This window comes from Terribacillus saccharophilus, assembly GCF_002272745.1.
Taxonomy (GTDB): domain Bacteria; phylum Bacillota; class Bacilli; order Bacillales; family Amphibacillaceae; genus Terribacillus; species Terribacillus saccharophilus_B.
In genome coordinates this window covers 1-16,860 of the sequence record NZ_NPBD01000018.1, presented here as the reverse complement: position 1 = coordinate 16,860, position 16,860 = coordinate 1, and the positions used below count along the sequence as shown (strand labels likewise).

Genomic DNA, 16,860 nt, shown 5'->3' with positions numbered 1-16,860 from the left:
TTTTTTTATTTGGAAGGCTGGCGGGATGTCCATTTACGGGAATGCTGGATAAAATGGCCGACCTTCTCTAAAATCGGTTCAATTGATGTATTTGGATTGTATAAATCATAGTCTGCTATATTCACTCGAAGTACAGGACAAGCATTAAAATCATTGATCCATTTCTCATAGCGATGGAACATCTCTTCCCAATAGCTGATTGGTGTTTGCTGTTCCATCTCCCGGCCGCGCTGTTTAATTCGGCTGATGATATGATCGAAGGATCCTTCCAAGTAGATCAATAAATCCGGATGAGGGAAGTAAGGCGTCATAACCATCGCATCAAAGAGAGAACGATATGTTTCATAATCTACTTTGGACATATTACCTTCTTCAAACGCCATTTTAGCAAAGATTCCTGTATCTTCATAAATAGAACGGTCTTGGATGAATCCGCCACCGTATTCGAAGATTCGTTTTTGCTCCTTGAAGCGTTCTGCCAGGAAGTATACTTGAAGGTGGAAACTCCAGCGTTCAAAGTCAGCATAATATTTATCCAAGTAAGGATTTCCGTCTACTTTCTCAAAGCTTGTACGGAAGTCCAGTGCATCTGATAACGCATGTGTCATTGTCGATTTTCCGACACCTACTGTACCTGCAATAGTAATGACACTGTCTGCGGGTATATGGTATTTCTCTCTAAGGTTCATGATGATGTTACTCCTTTATCCAAGTGAGAGGAGATCCTGTCACAAATATACTTCCAATCCTGCTCGTTCTTTACAAAATCCAACTCATCACCGCTTAATCGAAGTACAGGTATGTGCGGGTTGTCTTGTTCGAAACGATCCATGAAGGTCTGGTAATCAGCAGACAATTGCTTCAAGTAATCCGGCTTGATATGCTGTTCCGCTTTTCGGTCACGCATTTCGATCCGTTCAAGTAATGTTTCCAAACTGGCATCCAAATAGATGACCATATTTGGCAGCGCGATATCCTCTGTCAGAATAGAGAAGATCTTGCTGTATTTATCAAACTCCGGTGCAGCAAGTGTACGCTGGGCAAAAATCATATTCTTTGCGATATGATAATCTGCGACTACCGGCTGATTCTGGGAAAGATAATCCTTACGAATATCATTCAGCTGTTTGTAGCGGTTCGTCAAAAAGAACATTTCCAGCTGAAAGCTCCATTCCTCGATATTTTCATAGAACTTGCCTAGGAACGGGTTTTCTTCTACGATCTCCTTCAGCAACGCATACTGAAAGTGATCCGCAATTTTTTTAGCCAATGATGTCTTTCCGACACCAATTGGACCTTCCACTGCAATAAAGGGCAGCTCGTACATGATGTATCCTCCAAACTCAAACGTTGTATGGCAAATAAATATAGTTTACCATAGAAGGTCTCAAGCTTCGATATAGTGAAGGAAGAAACTAGTGGAAAAAGCGACAGACTTTGCAAGCTTTGTCGATTCAGTTATAATATAGTATGTCGTGGCTCCGTAGCTCAGGGGATAGAGCATCGGTTTCCTAAACCGTGTGTCGCAAGTTCGAATCTTGCCGGGGCCGTCCGAAATATAGTTTAAGCCACAGCCTGGTAGGGGCTGTGGCTTTTTTAGAATTTATAAAGCAGGAAGGGACTTACGATAACCAAAATGATTAAGCAGATTACAGCTATCATTCCTTTTTTATTATTGGACTTATAAAGCGAGTAGCAAAACAAACAAGTATAGCCAGTGACAAAGAGTACCATGAGCGTCATATAGAAAATCTGCATCAATCCCGCACCTTTCTTAAATCAGATTCCCGCAATAACTTACCAAACTCCAGGCTTCTAACCTTAACATGCAACCTTACATTGGCATTCGGATAAATCTTGTTCGCCCAGTCTGCCTTTTCATAGTCCTTGATTGTAAGGAACTTGCTTCTGATGTGCAGGGACCAATAGAAGGGTTCCAGCTTATATTTCTCCTGTGTTTTCTTGATGAATTTTTCTCCTTCTTCTTGCAATTGTTTTTGCAGAGAAGCATGCAGGATGTTCCTGTTTTTCGAATTGATCATATAATTTTGAGTGCTTGGTACTGCAAAGATATTCATATGCATACTTACATACACATCGATATTTGTCTTGCCTGTAGGTTTATAGTCAATTTTTACTTTTACTTTGTCCGCTTGTACACGAGCTGCCAAATCGAAACCAGGTCTTAATGGATCTGTGTAATTCGCTATGATATCTTGCTGGGGCAGCGTTGTATCCAACATCAAGGAGAAGCGCGTCTCTTCTCCTGTCAATATATCAATCATCTGACCTTCCTTAAACACTGCTGATCCAATGAATTGGGTCGAGTTTCCGCCCTTAATGTTTACTTCACCAGCTTTGTAATTGTCTTCTGCACCGTACTCTTCTTTAGGATCTTTTTTCGTAGTAGCAAATGGTGCAAGAAAGAGATCTGCATCGCCTTCGGTAATCTGGAAGAACCGGACCAATGGTGCCTCTGGGATAACGCCGGTTTCTTTGGCTCGATCAAGCATATATTGAAAATATTTGTGCGGGCGGGATTCCAGTTTTGGTTTATTAGTTCTTATAAATTCCTCAGCCTTCTCCTTACTGATAACCAACTGTGAATTAAGTTTCAAATCGATAATGCTTGGTGCTGTTTGCATCAAATGGATAAACTTCTTGGAACGAGCCAGTTTCTCGGACACAATTACAACACGTACTTGATCCAGTGAAATTTCCTTTGCAACTGATACATTGGCAGCACTCGTTGCCGAAAGAAAGTCGGTACCTAAAACACTGACTACCTCTTGGACTGGCTCTTGAGTAGAAGGACTTGAAACAGCACTGCCTACTTCAGGGTTGGCAATTTCAAATGTGAATCGGAATACATCTTCACTCTCTGTCATATCAACCCCTATACTGATGACGTATGCCTGCTCTTCTAGTTCTTTACGGTCATAGCAGCCACTCAAAAGGACAGCCGTCTGTAAAAGCAGCATAAAAATGAGTAATTTCTTCATTTTTTTCTATCCTTCCAGTAAGATGCTACCCATAACAGAAAAGGAAAAAGGAAGAAGATGGGCGTCATAATTTGCAGACTTCTTTCTCTGAAAAACATCTCATTTACAACAAAACTAGGCGGAATGAGTGAAAGTATCATGGCAATGAATCCGATAGGTAGCAGCAATCCTTCAAACCGTTTAATTTCAAAGATTGCTCCAAAGATCCAGCAAATCAAATAAAGGAAGATTATAAATCGCAAGAAGTTTGAGAACATCCAGCCGACCATAAAAAGCGTGCTGATATTCGTGAAGAAATGTCCAAGGGCTACGATTTCCGTCGCTTCTTGATAGAGAAAAGCAATATTATTGATTGAGTTATAATCGAACAGCATCGCATATACGGCATAAAAGGAGACGATAAGCATAAAAGAGAGACTCCCTCCTAAATAAATACCGCTGTGAAAATATTTTGTTTGATGAAAAGACTGATACGCAATCGTTATTAAAAATATCTCCAAAAAGGCAGCTGATTTGGAGATTCCCTCGAAAAGAACTGTTCCTACTCCTCCTCCGAATAGAGGGAAAATGCGTACCAGTACAGCTTCTTTCAAGTCCACGAATATCACTGCAATGATTGTGACAATAATTACCGGAAGCAGTGCCCACGCCAAGCTGCCTATCGTTTCCAACCCTTTGTTAGCAACTAGTATACATATAGTGAGGAAGATAACGTAAATAACGAGTGTTGGGGAATTCGGGAAATAAAGATAATTGATTTCTTCCATGACATTGCGCATGTCTGTAAACATGGCGATGAAACCACAAGTGAATAGCAATAAGGCAAGCAAGGTGCCTGCTTTCTTTCCAATTAGGTGGAAAATGAGCTCAATTAAATTATAATTTTTATATTTTTTAAGCAGGTGCATGAGAATCAGGAATGGACCTAATAGAAATAGGAAGGAGATGATCGGAACAATCCATATGGCATTCTGAGCATGATCAGCGAAGAGGGCTGGTGTGGTATCACCGCCCTTTAGGCCAATTATCATGAAAATCATCGCTGTAAGCTCACGTATCCGTAATGGTTTTTTATTGAGCTCCATCATGGTATCCTCCTTTCATTGTTTATCCCAGTCTTTCGGATTCAGGAATCCAGGCCTCCATTTTTCTTTTTTTAGTATCATGCGGAAGAACGTGTCCCTTGGTGATCGGTTTGATGGGGTAGCAGGTGAGAAATAGCTGACACCAAAGGAATTGATCGACACGACATACGCTACCCAAAGCAATATAGCTCCTAAAAGGCTAAGCAGTCCATACATACTGGCTGCAAAAATGAAAAGAAAGCGGGAAATTCGTAATGTATGATTGATACTGTAGTTAGCGGCAGCAAACGAGGACAACCCGCTTAAAGCCACGATTATAACGACTATAGGACTGACAATATTTGCTTCTACTGCCGCTTGACCGAGAATCAATGCTCCAACAATTCCGATAGTGGGTCCGAGCGGAGAAGGGATGCGAATTCCTGCTTCCCTGATTAATTCAAAAGCTACTTCCATCAACAGGATTTCGAATACAATTGGCAGCGGAACTCGTTCTCTGCTTGATGCTATAGCTAGCAGCAGATCAATCGGGATAAGCTGGCTGTGATAATTCGTAATAGCTACATAAGTTGCAGAAACAAATAATGTAATGAAATATGCGATAGCGCGTACTAGTCGGCTAAAGTTTCCAAAAGCCCATCTCAAATATCTATCCTCTGGTGAATGGAAGAAAGACCAGATAGTGATAGGGGCAATCAGACAAGAGGAGGAATTCTCCATAATGATTGCCACATAGCCTTCCATAATATAGTTACCTGCATTATCTGGACGTTCTGTATATAGCATCGTAGGAAACAGGGAAGCAGGTCTTTCCTCCAGAAACTGCTCTAATATCTCAATATTTCGGATATTGCTGGCTGTAATCTTCTTGATACGCTTTTTGATATTCTCAAGTATTTCCTCGTTGACTAGATCACGTGCATAAACCAACGATACAGGCATTGTGGGTCTTGAATCGATGCTGATATTTTCGACAATCAGATCTTTGGAAGGTATCTGCTTTCGAAAGATAGATATGTTTACTGGTAAAGATTCCGTAAAGGATTCTTTTGGTCCCTTAACGGTTTTTTCATTCTCTGGCTTTTCCACTGCGCGGTGTTTAAAGTCATCGATTTTTGCTTCGAATGCTTCGCTCATTCCTTCTTTGAAAATGATGACACAGCCCGCACTAAGGCCTTTCTCCACTTCATCCATATTCTTCACAGAACTTAGACTGGATAATGTAACGATCCGTGGCACTGGAATATCCCTTTTTGTTTCAAGCAAAGGTGTCACGATATGCTCGTTTAACTGTTTCGTATCAATGATTGTGGAATAGTAGAATAGGTGGTATCTTCCAGTTGATCCTCGAAGTTCCTTAGAGTTGAAATCAAAGTTAGTCCCATATAAATATTGTTCTTCAAGATAGGCCACATTCTCTTTCAAGCTTCTGGATATCTTAGTGTTTTTCTGCTTTGCCACTGCCTCTGTCTTTTTTTTCTTCTGCCAAGGAAACATCACCGATCACCTCTCTTGTTCTGTTAGTGTGTCTAACTGGTTTGTTTTTATGAACGAATAACACGATTGAGGCCTATCTTTCGATAATAGATACAGAATGGGTTGTGAAATTGTGACACCAACCGCTTTTATCTAGTACAAGGCTGCATAAGGTACTATAAGCAGTCAAAAAAAGAAAGGGAGATGGTCGAATGGTGAAAATTTATGTAGATCCAGGTCACGGAGGGTCAGATCCGGGAGCAACAGCAAACGGGATTCAAGAGAAGAATGTGGTGTTGGCAATTGGAACATCGATTCGTAATATCTTGCAGTTGGAATATGAAAATGCAGAGGTTCGTATGTCCCGAACAGGAGATACTTTCCCATCTCTTACTCAGCGTACGAATGATGCTAATGCTTGGGGCGCTGATTTCTTCCTCAGCATCCATATCAATGCTGGCGGAGGGACTGGTTACGAGGATTTCATCTATTCCACATTATCGGATAGCTCTGCAACAGGGATAATGCGAGCACGAATTCACGAAGAAGTCATGAAGCTGAATGGGATGTCGGATCGCGGCAGGAAAAAGGCGAATTTCCACGTACTTCGGGAGACAAATATGCCTGCTGTCCTGACAGAAAATGGATTTATTGATAACAGTGCCGATGCGGCGAAGATGAAATCTAATTCTTGGATTCAGAATGTGGCGCGAGGTCATGTAAATGGCTTGGAGAAAGCACTTGGTTTAACGAAGAAATCGGGTTCAGGTGCAACCTTCTTAATTCGAGTGAAGGCAGCATCTCTATACTATTATGATGCACCAGATTGGAATGCGCGCGCTGGTACAGTAAGTCAAGGAGAAGTATTTACAGTAGTGGAGACATTGACTGTCGATGGTTCTACTATGTATAAGCTGAAGAGCGGAAACTATATTACAGCGAATCCGCAATATGTGGAACTTGTCTAAAACAAAAATGGCTGCCGATTTGGCAGCCATTTTGCGTTAGAAATTTAGGGGAAATCATGAATTAAGTGTAGCACGAAATCTGCCGAAATTGGGTCCTGATCTTACTTTCCCAAGTTCCCCTCCTATCCTGTCAGTTTATCTGACAAAAGGATAGGCTCTTTCTTAGTGACGGTCATAATTTTCTTTTAGTTTACCAGCAGTATCTTGAAGATTTCCTTTTGCTTTGTCTTTCTTGCCGTCTGCTTGCATTCCTTTGTCATTTTTTGCGTTACCGATTTGATCTTTTGCTTCACCTTTTGTTTTTGATACGGCACCTTTTACTTTGTCGCCTAGACTTTGTTTGTTTTCAGCCATTTGTAATCCACTCCTTTATGAAAATTGCTATATTATGCTGTTCCCGCTATAAAAACTTATAAACTTTTTCAAATTAATGTTTATTTATTGTACAGATGGGTATAGTGGTATCAGGTATCCCCCATACCACTAATCTGCTAAGTGTAAGAAAAAGGTCTGCTCTTTCAAAGAGCAGACCTTTTTGTGTTTGTCCCTTCTTTTACGGTGGAAAACAACTATCAGGAATGAATAGAGGAGGATGAAAGCCGACTGGACCGAAGATTTCTTCTTTAATAATAGACTAGTCATGCTTGACGTTTGTTAGGATAGTTGGCTCATAGAAATAGCCGATCGTTACATTTATAAGCCTGGAGAAGCCATGGAAATGGATAGTGACACAGACTATGGTCTTTCTTCTTCTATCTATACAGATGATCTAAATGAAGCGATGAAAGTAATCAATGAGCTCAAGTACGGGGAAACCTATGTGAACCGTGAGAACCAAGAAGCCGTTCAAGGATATCACACAGGTATCCGTAAATCAGGGCTCGGCGTACAGACGGTAAATACGGAATCGAGGACTTGCTGATTACGCAAGCCGTATATATGCAATAAAAAAATAACAACCATGAGCATCCGCGTATATAGCGGATGCTCATTTTTATGATTTCGCTTTGACTGGTAAGGAAAACAAGGTACAATGGAAGCAACCTACTTGCTTTGCTAATGCAGACAGAGGCTTTTTTATTCGTATTTATTGTAAACGCTTACAAATTAAGAGGAAGGATGTCGAATCATGAAAATGTTAGCACCTCTCGCTGGAAAGCACAATGTAACGGATTTTGAAGCACTACGTCAGTCGTTTGAGTGGAGTCAGATGGAGCGGGATTTTTCCTGGTTCCACACGGGCAAATTGAATGCAGCTTATGAAGCAGTCGACCGCCACGCGGAAAACCCAGCTAAAGCGGATCAGCTTGCTCTTATTTTTCAGGATGGACAGACAGAGGAAAAATGGACGTTCACACAACTGAAGCAACGCAGCAACCAGGCCGCCAATATGCTGAAATCTCTCGGAGCAGCAAAAGGAGATCGTGTCTTTTTGTTCATGCCTCGCTGTCCTGATTTTTACGCAAGCTTTTTTGGTATTCTCAAAATTGGTGCTGTAGCTGGACCATTATTCGAAGCATTCATGGAGCAGGCAGTAGAAGATCGGCTGAAGGACAGCGGTGCTAGCATCCTGATTACAACTGCAGAACTGCTGCCTCGTGTTAACAGAGACAATCTGCCTGAATTGAAGGAAGTCATTGTACTCGAATGCGAAACAGAAGGAGTACATGATTACACAGAATTGATGGATCAGGCATCAACCGAGTTCGAGCCTGTGTGGCTGGATAAAGAAGATGGCATGCTACTGCATTATACCTCTGGTTCCACTGGGAAGCCGAAAGGTGTTTATCATGCACATCGGGCGATGATTCAGCATTATGCTACAGGCAAATGGATCCTTGATTTGCAGGATGATGATGTGTACTGGTGCACAGCAGATCCTGGCTGGGTTACAGGTACGAGTTACGGCATATTCGGACCATGGCTGAACGGGGCAACGAATGTAATAGCTGGCGGCCGTTTTACCCCGGAAGCATGGTATAAGGTCATTGAGAAACATAAGGTAACGGTCTGGTATACAGCTCCGACTGCCTTGCGGAAACTGGCTGCTGCAGGAGATGAAGTTGCCCATGCTCATGATTTATCCTCGCTTCGTCATGTCCTAAGTGTCGGGGAGCCTCTGAACCCGGAGATCATTTATTGGGCGGAAGAAGTTTACGGCAAACGCATCCATGATACATGGTGGATGACCGAAACTGGCGCCATGCTCATCGTCAATCATCCAACGCTGTCAATCAAACCAGGAGCAATGGGCAAACCGATACCAGGTGTTGAAGCTGCTATTATTGATGACGCGGGGAATGTGCTACCAGCACATACAAGCGGAAACCTTGCGGTAAAGGCAGGATGGCCATCGATGATGAAGACAATATGGGGCAATCAAGAAAAGTTTGATAGCTACTTTATTAACGGCTGGTACGTGTCAGGCGATAGCGCCAAAATGGATGAAGAGGGCTATTTCTGGTTCGAAGGACGTTTAGATGATGTGATCAATACCTCCGGAAAATTGGTTGGACCATTTGAAGTGGAAAGTAAGCTTATTGAGCACTATGCAGTTACCGAGGCTGCAGTGATAGGGAAACCGGATGAAGAGCGCGGGGAAATCATCAAAGCTTTTATCACTTTGGATAAAGGTCATAAAGATTCCATGGAGTTGCGTGAAGAGATTCGCCAGTTCATTAAAAAAGGATTGAGTGCACATGCTGCACCAAGGGAAATTGAGATTGTCACCTCGATTCCAAAGACAAGAAGCGGCAAGATTATGCGCCGTCTGCTTCGTGCCAAAGAACTCGGACTGCCGTTGGGTGATACATCTACTTTAGAGGAATAAGAGGTTTAATCAACAGCCTACGTGGAACTATACATTGTGTGATACTTTTATAAAGGAGTGTTAGACAATGGCTAAAATTGCAACTGTCATAACCGATACGTTTGAGGATGTAGAATATACTGATCCAGCTAAAGCATTCAAAGAAGCTGGTCATGAAGTAACAACAATTGAATTTGAAGCAGGCAAAAGTGTAACAGGCAAACAGGGAGAAGCAACGGTGTCCATCGATAAAGGCATCGATGATGTGAACCCATCTGATTTTGATGCACTGTTTATCCCTGGCGGTAATTCACCTGATAACTTGCGCGCGGATGATCGATTTGTTAATTTTGCGAAGCATTTCATGGATGAGAAAAAACCTGTATTTGCAATCTGTCATGGACCGCAGCTGCTAATTACAGCTAAAACACTCGAAGGTCGTACAGCTACAGGCTACAAATCCATCCAGGTGGATATGGAATATGCCGGAGCAACTGTGGAAGATAAGGAAGTTGTCGTATGCCAGAACCAGCTGGTTACAAGCAGACAACCGGATGATATTCCAGCATTCATCGACGAATCCTTGAAGCTATTGAAATAAGATGGAATTACGACTCCCGGCTATATGCCGGGAGTTTTCATAGGAGGGATAGAATGATCGTTCAAGAAAATAACGAAGGGAAAACAGTGCTGATACCTCAACATGCTCATGCAGCTATTTCCGGGGAAATAGCCAGACATTGGCGAAAAGATGATCCAGATTCACCTGTTGAGCGTCCGGAGACTATCATGGCAATTGACCAGCATGACAGAGCATGGATACCTTTGGATGAGGTACCGAAGCACAAGCCTGACGGAAAGGGATTTTATAGCTTTATTGATTATCCGTTAACTGACAAGCTGCGTGCTTATCAGCAGGGCATCATGGAAGTGCGGGAACAATCCCGCTATGCGGCTATATTGTGCAGCAGGCATTATTGCTCCTTCTTTTCCGATGATACAGAAGATGAACAGATAAAAGCATTTTTGGATCGGGAATACAAGTTGCAGCAGACTGACATGCAAATACTAACATCAGCTGAAAAAGCTACGCTGGATATTGATCAGAAGATGCTCTCCTTCTGTGATGATGTTTCTTTGTACTTATGTATGAATCAGCCGGGAGTATCCAAGAAAGACGAAGTGGGCTGGTTCCGTGATGGCTTCAGGGAACAGTTTTCTTTTGCTGACAAGATTATTGGAGAGTGGGTTTCATGCGATGAGGTCTGGCTGACACCTTCCCCGCTTGAAAGTTCTGTGCGTGTAGCCATTCCGCAAGTGGTAGTTGATGGTGATGAGTTCCGCGAAGAGAAGCTCTGGGTGACGGTGACATAAAAAAAGAGCAGTAGGTCTACTGCTCTCATAGCTTTCTGACTGTGAAATTATCGGTAAGTAACAGCCAGTTTTGCGGAAAGGAAAGACCAAGCTTCCAATAACTGATGCCGCGCAGATTCAACTCCTTGATCAAATCGAATTTTGCCTGGATGGAGCGGGCATCTTCAAACCACACCTCATGCTGTGCACCAGCTGCTGTATACGTAAAGAAAGGTGCTTGCGCAGTTGTGTCGTACTGAATGGAGACATTATTCTCGCGGGCAATCGCGATGGCTCGCTGCGGACTGACGGCTTTGGCATAATCTCCGCCTGGCTCATAAGGTAGTGTCCAATCATAGCCGTACAAGTTCTGTCCTAACACAATTTTATTGGCAGGCATTTCTGTTAATGCATATTCCACAACATCTCTTACATTTGGCAATGGGGAGACTGCTAATGGCGGGCCGCCGCTATAGCCCCATTCATAGGTCATCAAGATAACAAAGTCGACAATTTCTCCATGTGCGGCATAGTCATGTGCTTCGTACCATTGCCCTTGCTGGGTCGCACTCGTTTTCGGTGCAACTGCTGTCGATACACGCAATCCCTCAGGTCGAAGTCTGGCGACGGCACGCCTGAGGAAATTGTTATAGTCCTCCCGATTCTCTGCCGGCAGAAATTCAATATCGAAGTGTACCTCGCCAAAACCGACTTCATTAGCTGTATTAATGATATTCGTGAATAAGCGATCTTGGACAGAGGTTACGGTGACGATTCGAGTCCCTAATTCGGCACTGAACTGTCCGCTCTCAAGTGTGGAGACAGCAAGACTTAATGTCGTATTATTGGCCTGTGCAATCGTTGCAAAATCATTCAATGGCGGAGCGGTAAGATTCCCTTCCCGATCTACTCTGTAACTAAAAGGCATCAAATAGGTGAGGTATGGAGCACGCTGCCTTGCTGCAGTCTCCAATGTCTGGGAAACAGTATTTCCGGACGGCTCAATATATGCATTAGATTCTATCTGCCTTTTTGGTTTTGGTGGCAGATAGAGACGCTGTCCTGGCTGCAGGACTGCTGATGTCGAAACGTTATTGATTCGAGCGAGCTCTGCAACTGACAGGTTATTTCTTCTGGCTATAGTGTAAAGACTGTCGCCAGTTTGGACATAATAGAATGAGCCAATGATCGGGATCACCAGCGCCTGTCCGACGACAAGGTCATTTGGTGCTGCCAGTTCGTTTGCAGTAATCAATTCCTGACTTGTCGTACCATAACGGCTTGCGATGCTATTCAGTGAATCACCAGTCTGAACTACATATATTTGCAAAATGACTCCTCCTTTATAAAGCCTCTGTAGAAAAGCTATGTTCGGAGGAGCCGTCTTATGTCAAATTGGATCTGTATTGGCACTGAGAGTCGTTTCAATAACACGCAATGCGTCTTCATTTTGTTCTTTAGTATTAGAAGCTACACAGTTTCTCGGCACATCCAGCTTGAACTCCCGCATGTGGGCATCATTCGCGGAGAAAATAACACAAATATTACCCGCAACACCTGCTAGAATAACTCGATCGCATTCTAAATCCTTTAATAAAGATGGCAGTGATGTCTGGAAAAAAGCAGAATGTTTCGGTTTCAAAAGAAAGTAATCATCCTCGTGCGGCATCATTGTATCGATGATCTCCTGGTTATCTTTATCCCGGCAATAATCAGCTATTTTTTTGAAATTATCCTGCCAGATGCCATAGTGGTCATTCACAAAGATAACCGGCCAATCATTCTCTTTTGCCTTTTCACGTAACTTCTCCCAGTTAGGGAGGATTTCCTTTGTATTCTCCAACAGTTTTTCACCGCCTGGAAAATCAAAGTTATTGAATACATCTATAAACAAGACAGCTTTTTTGTCACTCATGATAATTCTCCTTTACTTCGTAGTAGGAAGCTTCTTATACTTATACATTATCAACTTTACGTAATTTGAAACCTTTAGATAGAAATGTGGGAGATAGATATGACGACCGATGCTTACTGGATGGAGCAAGCGATAAATGAAGCGAAGCGAGCGGAGCATCTTGGAGAAGTTCCAATTGGAGCTATTATTGTGAGAGATGGGGAAATCATTGCTTCTGGCTTCAATCTTAGAGAAACGACGCAGCAGGCACACTCACATGCGGAAATGCATGCAATCCAGGCAGCTAATGAAAAGGTAGGAAGCTGGCGATTGGAGGATTGTGATTTGTATGTGACTCTTGAGCCATGCCCAATGTGTGCAGGTGCTATCATCCAATCACGGATCCGACGCGTAGTATTTGGTGCGTATGATCCGAAAGCAGGCTGTGCTGGAACTTTATATAATTTACTGCAAGATGATCGATTCAACCATCAGACAGAAGTGACAGGCGGTGTGCTGCAAGAGGAATGCGGCGGACTACTGACCTCGTTTTTCCGGGAACTTCGGAAGCGAAAAGCAGAGAAAAACAGCCGGATTTGATTTTTCCCTGTAAACAAGCTATACTATAAAGTGCGTTATCAAACGCCTAACTTTATTCACAACTTAGCCGTGCTAAGCGGGGAGGTAGCGGTGCCCTGTACTCGCAATCCGCTATAGCGAGGCCGAATTCCCGCCCGAGGTAATGCGGCTTTAAGGTCTGCCATAAGGAATTGGTGTTGACACCCGGGTCCTGCGCAACAGGAAACTGTGAACCCTGTCAGGTCCGGAAGGAAGCAGCAGTAAGCAGTCTCTCCTGTGTGCCGCGGGGAAGCCTGGGTCGAGCCATGAACTTATGTAACGCTTAGATCCGTATTATCGACGGTGGGTGCACGGCGCTTAATTAATAAACAATCAGAGTCCTTGCCATTTTGGTAAGGGCTCTTTTTATACATGTAGTATCAGCAACCTAATTCCGTTATAATGAGAAAAGAATGAAAAAAGGAGCGCGGCGCAATGAGTTATCAAGCATTATACCGTGTCTGGAGGCCAAGGACATTTGCAGATGTTGTAGGTCAAGAGCCGATTATCCGTACATTGAAGAATGCCATCATGCAGGATAAGTTCTCGCATGCCTACTTGTTTTCCGGTCCGCGTGGTACAGGGAAGACAAGTGCAGCGAAGATCTTTGCAAAGACCATCAACTGTGAGCATGCACCGGTAGAGGAAGCGTGTAACGAGTGTGCGGCTTGCAAGGGTATACAAGATGGTTCAATTTCGGATGTGATCGAAATTGATGCAGCGTCCAATAATGGTGTCGAACAAATACGAGACATCCGGGACAAAGTGAAATATGCTCCTAGCGCGGTCAAATATAAAGTGTATATTATCGATGAAGTTCATATGCTTTCAATTGGGGCGTTCAATGCACTTCTCAAGACATTGGAAGAGCCGCCGAAACATGTGGTCTTCATCTTAGCGACAACAGAACCACACAAGATTCCGCTGACTATCATTTCCCGCTGTCAGCGTTTCGATTTTAAACGTATCAACCAGCAGGCGATGGTAAACAGGATGCAGGAGATTCTGGAGAAGGAGCAAATCACAGTATCCGATGATGCAGTCGAGTCAGTTGCACTAGCAGCAGAAGGCGGAATGCGGGATGCACTCAGTTTGCTTGACCAGGCAATTTCCTATAGTGAAGATGTTGTGGAACTAGAGGATGTGCTTGCTGTTACCGGTGCCGTTTCTCAGGATAGACTGACAGAGGTTATCCGAGCTTGTGCCAGACAAGATGTACAAGCAGCACTTGAACAAGTAGATCTGCTGATACAGGATGGAAAGGATCCAGGGCGTTTCGTTTTTGATCTTATCTATTACTTAAGGGATTTGCTTATGTTCCAAAGTGCACCTGGTATGGAGAACATTCTCGAACGTGTGCTCGCAGATGATAGTTTCAAACAACTTGCAGAGGAAGTGGATGCTTCTTGGATTCAGGCAGCGATTGTAGAACTTAATCGCTGTCAGCAGGAGATCAAGTGGGCAAACAGTCCGAAGGTATTCGTTGAAATTGCAATTCTGCACATTGCAGATCAAAGTGCTCCGACAGCGAGTGTGGAAGCCGAAGCTGTGCAGCAGCTGACACGTAAGATCTCTCAGCTGGAGCAGGAATTGAAACAATTGAAATTGCAGCCGCAATCAGCAGCAACTCCTGCCGAACAGCCTAAGCGTCCAGTACGAACAGGCAGCAAGAACAGCTACCGTGTTCCATTTGAACGCATACGCCAAGTATTATCAGAAGCAACAAAGGATGAACTGAAGCTGGTTGCCGAGCACTGGGCAAGCTTTATGGATGCCCTTAAGAGGCAGAGTGCTCCTGCACATGCTACGATTTTGAATAGTAAGCCAAGAGCAGCATCGCAGAATGCACTTATTATAGGTTTCAAATATGAGATCCACTGTTCACTTGCCTTGGAACACAAAGACACGATAGAATCATTACTAGCAGAACGGATCGGACACCAAGTTACGGTCATACCGGTTCCGGAGGCAAATTGGACAGAACTGCGAGAAGATTTCCTGAAAAATCAGAAGCAGCAGGATTCTTCTGAGGATGAAAAGCAAGAGGAAGACCCGATTATCGCTGAGGCCAGGAAGCTGGTCGGAGATGATTTACTCGAAATAAAAGACTAATAACCAAATTCAAGGAGGGATTTTTCCATGCGTGGTGGTGGGAATATGAACAATATGATGAAACAGATGCAGAAAATGCAGAAGAAAATGATGCAGGCTCAGGAAGAGCTTCATGAAATGACTTTCGAAGCAACTGCAGGCGGCGGTGCTGTAAAGGTAATCGCTAATGGCAAAAAGGAGATCACTGATGTAGTCATCCAGGAAGAGGTAGTAGATCCGGATGATGTGGAAATGCTCCAAGATCTTATTATTTCTGCAACAAATGAAGTATTAAAGCAAGTTGACGAAAAATCTAACCAAACAATGGGACAGTTCACGAAAGGGTTACCTGGAGGAATGTTCTAGGAGGCAACTAAATAAATGTATTATCCCGAACCGATTTCGAAGCTGATAGACAGCTTTACTAAATTGCCTGGAATCGGACCAAAGACTGCCGTGCGTCTTGCCTTTCATGTACTTAGTATGAAGGAAGATGACGTCATGGATTTTGCGAAAGCATTAATCAATGCTAAACGTGAATTGACCCACTGCAGCATCTGCGGTCATATCACCGATCAGGATCCTTGTAGTATTTGTCAGGATGAAGCAAGAGACAGCTCTCTTATTTGTGTTGTACAGGATCCGAAAGATGTCATCGCTATGGAGAAGATGCGTGAATTCAATGGGAAATACCATGTATTGCATGGAGCTATTTCTCCGATGGATGGTATCGGACCTGAAGATATCAATGTCCCGTCCCTATTGAACCGCCTGAAGGATGAGGAAGTGAAGGAATTGATTCTAGCTACCAATCCGAACATAGAAGGCGAAGCAACAGCGATGTATATATCCAAACTAGTCAAACCATCTGGTATACGAACAACAAGGATTGCACACGGCCTGCCAATGGGTGGAGATCTGGAGTATGCGGATGAAGTCACCCTTTCCAAAGCGATGGAAGGCAGAAGAGAACTGTAAAGCAGGTGAGATTAATGGCTGGCAGAAGATTGAAGAGATCTGATGTGGACAAAGAGTTGTTATCTGATATATTCAAGATGAAAAATGATTGGGTGAGCATCCAATCTATAATAGAGAGAAGTGTCGATGCAAGTGAAATGGGGCAGTATGATTTACAGGTGGCGCAAGCCAAGTATCTGTTCATGCTTCGTGAAGCAAGACACCGAAACTTAAGCGCATTGCGTACTTAACGCAATGCGTGTTCTTTTTTCTTGTCCGTACTCATAATTTAGAAAACAGGACAAGTTAAAGGAGAGATGAATAATGTCATATGCAATAATCGGTATATTGTTGGCTGCAGTAGTCGTTTTACTCATTTCAGGAACGTCAGGCAAGCTGTTCAGTTTAATGCTCAAAGGTTCAGTCAGGCTTATTCTTGGCGTCTTTCTATTATTTCTATTTAATGTAGTAGGAGCACTCGCCGGACTTCACATCCCGATTAATGCTGCAACAACAGTATTAGTGGGCATATTGGGCATTCCGGGAATAGCATCTCTGGCGGCAATTCAATATTTTTTATTATAAAGTATTGCAGTATACCCTAATT

18 protein-coding genes, 1 tRNA gene, 1 other RNA gene and 1 pseudogene are annotated in these 16,860 nt (G+C 43.2%); 13 read left to right on the top strand and 8 right to left on the bottom strand.

The features are described 5' to 3' along the window. Positions 1-5 precede the first annotated feature (5 nt). Complete coding sequence (locus tag CHH58_RS16275; protein ID WP_095233554.1) at positions 6-689, bottom strand: deoxynucleoside kinase; 684 nt, start codon at positions 687-689, stop codon at positions 6-8. Next, on the bottom strand, positions 686-1,327 hold the full coding sequence (locus tag CHH58_RS16270) for a deoxynucleoside kinase (protein ID WP_095230435.1): 642 nt from the start codon (positions 1,325-1,327) through the stop codon (positions 686-688). Before CHH58_RS16270 ends, CHH58_RS16275 begins: the two co-directional genes overlap by 4 nt. Positions 1,328-1,477: 150 nt before the next feature. On the opposite strand from CHH58_RS16270, the gene CHH58_RS16265 reads away from it, so the two are divergent. Beyond that, positions 1,478-1,550, top strand: a tRNA-Arg gene (locus CHH58_RS16265). 207 nt (positions 1,551-1,757) lie between these two features. On the opposite strand, the gene CHH58_RS16260 is transcribed toward CHH58_RS16265, so the two are convergent. The 3 genes from CHH58_RS16260 to CHH58_RS16250 are packed head-to-tail and all read right to left on the bottom strand — an operon-like array spanning position 1,758 to position 5,584. Next, entirely contained in the window at positions 1,758-3,002 is a 1,245-nt protein-coding gene (locus CHH58_RS16260; RefSeq protein ID WP_249275161.1) for a Ger(x)C family spore germination protein, read from the bottom strand. Beyond that, positions 2,999-4,090 carry a GerAB/ArcD/ProY family transporter gene (locus CHH58_RS16255; protein WP_095262858.1) on the bottom strand — a complete coding sequence of 364 codons (1,092 nt, stop codon included), beginning with the start codon at positions 4,088-4,090 and terminating at the stop codon, positions 2,999-3,001. The genes CHH58_RS16260 and CHH58_RS16255 overlap by 4 nt, the downstream gene beginning before the upstream one ends. 12 nt (positions 4,091-4,102) lie before the next feature. After that, positions 4,103-5,584 (bottom strand): spore germination protein, encoded by a 1,482-nt coding sequence (locus tag CHH58_RS16250; RefSeq protein ID WP_095262857.1) that lies wholly within the window; start codon positions 5,582-5,584, stop codon positions 4,103-4,105. Between the two features lie 191 nt (positions 5,585-5,775). Here CHH58_RS16250 and CHH58_RS16245 point away from each other — a divergent pair, with 191 nt between their 5' ends. Then, positions 5,776-6,531, top strand: a complete 756-nt coding sequence (locus tag CHH58_RS16245; protein WP_095262856.1) for an N-acetylmuramoyl-L-alanine amidase — start codon at positions 5,776-5,778, stop codon at positions 6,529-6,531. A 162-nt stretch (positions 6,532-6,693) separates the two neighbouring features. Here the strand turns inward: CHH58_RS16245 and CHH58_RS16240 are convergent, their stop codons facing one another. Beyond that, on the bottom strand, positions 6,694-6,885 hold the full coding sequence (locus CHH58_RS16240; protein ID WP_095230427.1) for a CsbD family protein: 192 nt from the start codon (positions 6,883-6,885) through the stop codon (positions 6,694-6,696). Between the two features lie 352 nt (positions 6,886-7,237). Between CHH58_RS16240 and CHH58_RS16235 the strand changes: the two are divergent. The 4 genes and pseudogenes from CHH58_RS16235 to CHH58_RS16220 form a co-directional block, all read left to right on the top strand. After that, positions 7,238-7,479, top strand: a pseudogene (locus CHH58_RS16235) (aldehyde dehydrogenase family protein); the annotation flags it as partial. Between the two features lie 181 nt (positions 7,480-7,660). Further along, positions 7,661-9,361, top strand: coding sequence for an acetate--CoA ligase (acsA, locus tag CHH58_RS16230; RefSeq protein WP_095262855.1), 1,701 nt, complete (start codon positions 7,661-7,663; stop codon positions 9,359-9,361). 67 nt (positions 9,362-9,428) lie between these two features. Then, complete coding sequence (locus CHH58_RS16225) at positions 9,429-9,941, top strand: type 1 glutamine amidotransferase domain-containing protein (RefSeq protein WP_095230423.1); 513 nt, start codon at positions 9,429-9,431, stop codon at positions 9,939-9,941. A gap of 53 nt (positions 9,942-9,994) precedes the next feature. Then, positions 9,995-10,714: a DUF3891 family protein gene (locus CHH58_RS16220; RefSeq protein WP_095262854.1), complete on the top strand. Its 720-nt coding sequence runs from the start codon at positions 9,995-9,997 to the stop codon at positions 10,712-10,714. A 25-nt stretch (positions 10,715-10,739) separates the two neighbouring features. Here the strand turns inward: CHH58_RS16220 and CHH58_RS16215 are convergent, their stop codons facing one another. Next, complete coding sequence (locus CHH58_RS16215; RefSeq protein ID WP_095234599.1) at positions 10,740-12,023, bottom strand: glycoside hydrolase family 18 protein; 1,284 nt, start codon at positions 12,021-12,023, stop codon at positions 10,740-10,742. A gap of 60 nt (positions 12,024-12,083) precedes the next feature. Next, on the bottom strand, positions 12,084-12,608 hold the full coding sequence (locus tag CHH58_RS16210; protein ID WP_095230417.1) for a cysteine hydrolase family protein: 525 nt from the start codon (positions 12,606-12,608) through the stop codon (positions 12,084-12,086). A 99-nt stretch (positions 12,609-12,707) separates the two neighbouring features. On the opposite strand from CHH58_RS16210, the gene tadA reads away from it, so the two are divergent. The 7 genes from tadA (at position 12,708) to CHH58_RS16175 (ending at position 16,838) form a co-directional block, all read left to right on the top strand. Continuing rightward, on the top strand, positions 12,708-13,187 hold the full coding sequence (gene tadA / locus CHH58_RS16205; RefSeq protein ID WP_095262853.1) for a tRNA adenosine(34) deaminase TadA: 480 nt from the start codon (positions 12,708-12,710) through the stop codon (positions 13,185-13,187). Between the two features lie 67 nt (positions 13,188-13,254). After that, positions 13,255-13,520: signal recognition particle sRNA large type (ffs, locus tag CHH58_RS16200), an RNA gene on the top strand. A gap of 120 nt (positions 13,521-13,640) precedes the next feature. Beyond that, positions 13,641-15,317, top strand: a complete 1,677-nt coding sequence (dnaX, locus tag CHH58_RS16195; protein WP_095262852.1) for a DNA polymerase III subunit gamma/tau — start codon at positions 13,641-13,643, stop codon at positions 15,315-15,317. Between the two features lie 27 nt (positions 15,318-15,344). Next, the gene (locus CHH58_RS16190; RefSeq protein WP_095230411.1) at positions 15,345-15,662 is read left to right on the top strand and encodes a YbaB/EbfC family nucleoid-associated protein; all 318 of its coding nucleotides are present in this window, start codon (positions 15,345-15,347) and stop codon (positions 15,660-15,662) included. A gap of 15 nt (positions 15,663-15,677) precedes the next feature. Beyond that, positions 15,678-16,274 (top strand): recombination mediator RecR, encoded by a 597-nt coding sequence (gene recR / locus CHH58_RS16185; protein ID WP_038562527.1) that lies wholly within the window; start codon positions 15,678-15,680, stop codon positions 16,272-16,274. 14 nt (positions 16,275-16,288) lie between these two features. Beyond that, positions 16,289-16,504: a YaaL family protein gene (locus tag CHH58_RS16180; protein ID WP_095262851.1), complete on the top strand. Its 216-nt coding sequence runs from the start codon at positions 16,289-16,291 to the stop codon at positions 16,502-16,504. A gap of 73 nt (positions 16,505-16,577) precedes the next feature. Beyond that, positions 16,578-16,838: a pro-sigmaK processing inhibitor BofA family protein gene (locus CHH58_RS16175; RefSeq protein ID WP_095230407.1), complete on the top strand. Its 261-nt coding sequence runs from the start codon at positions 16,578-16,580 to the stop codon at positions 16,836-16,838. Positions 16,839-16,860: the final 22 nt, after the last annotated feature.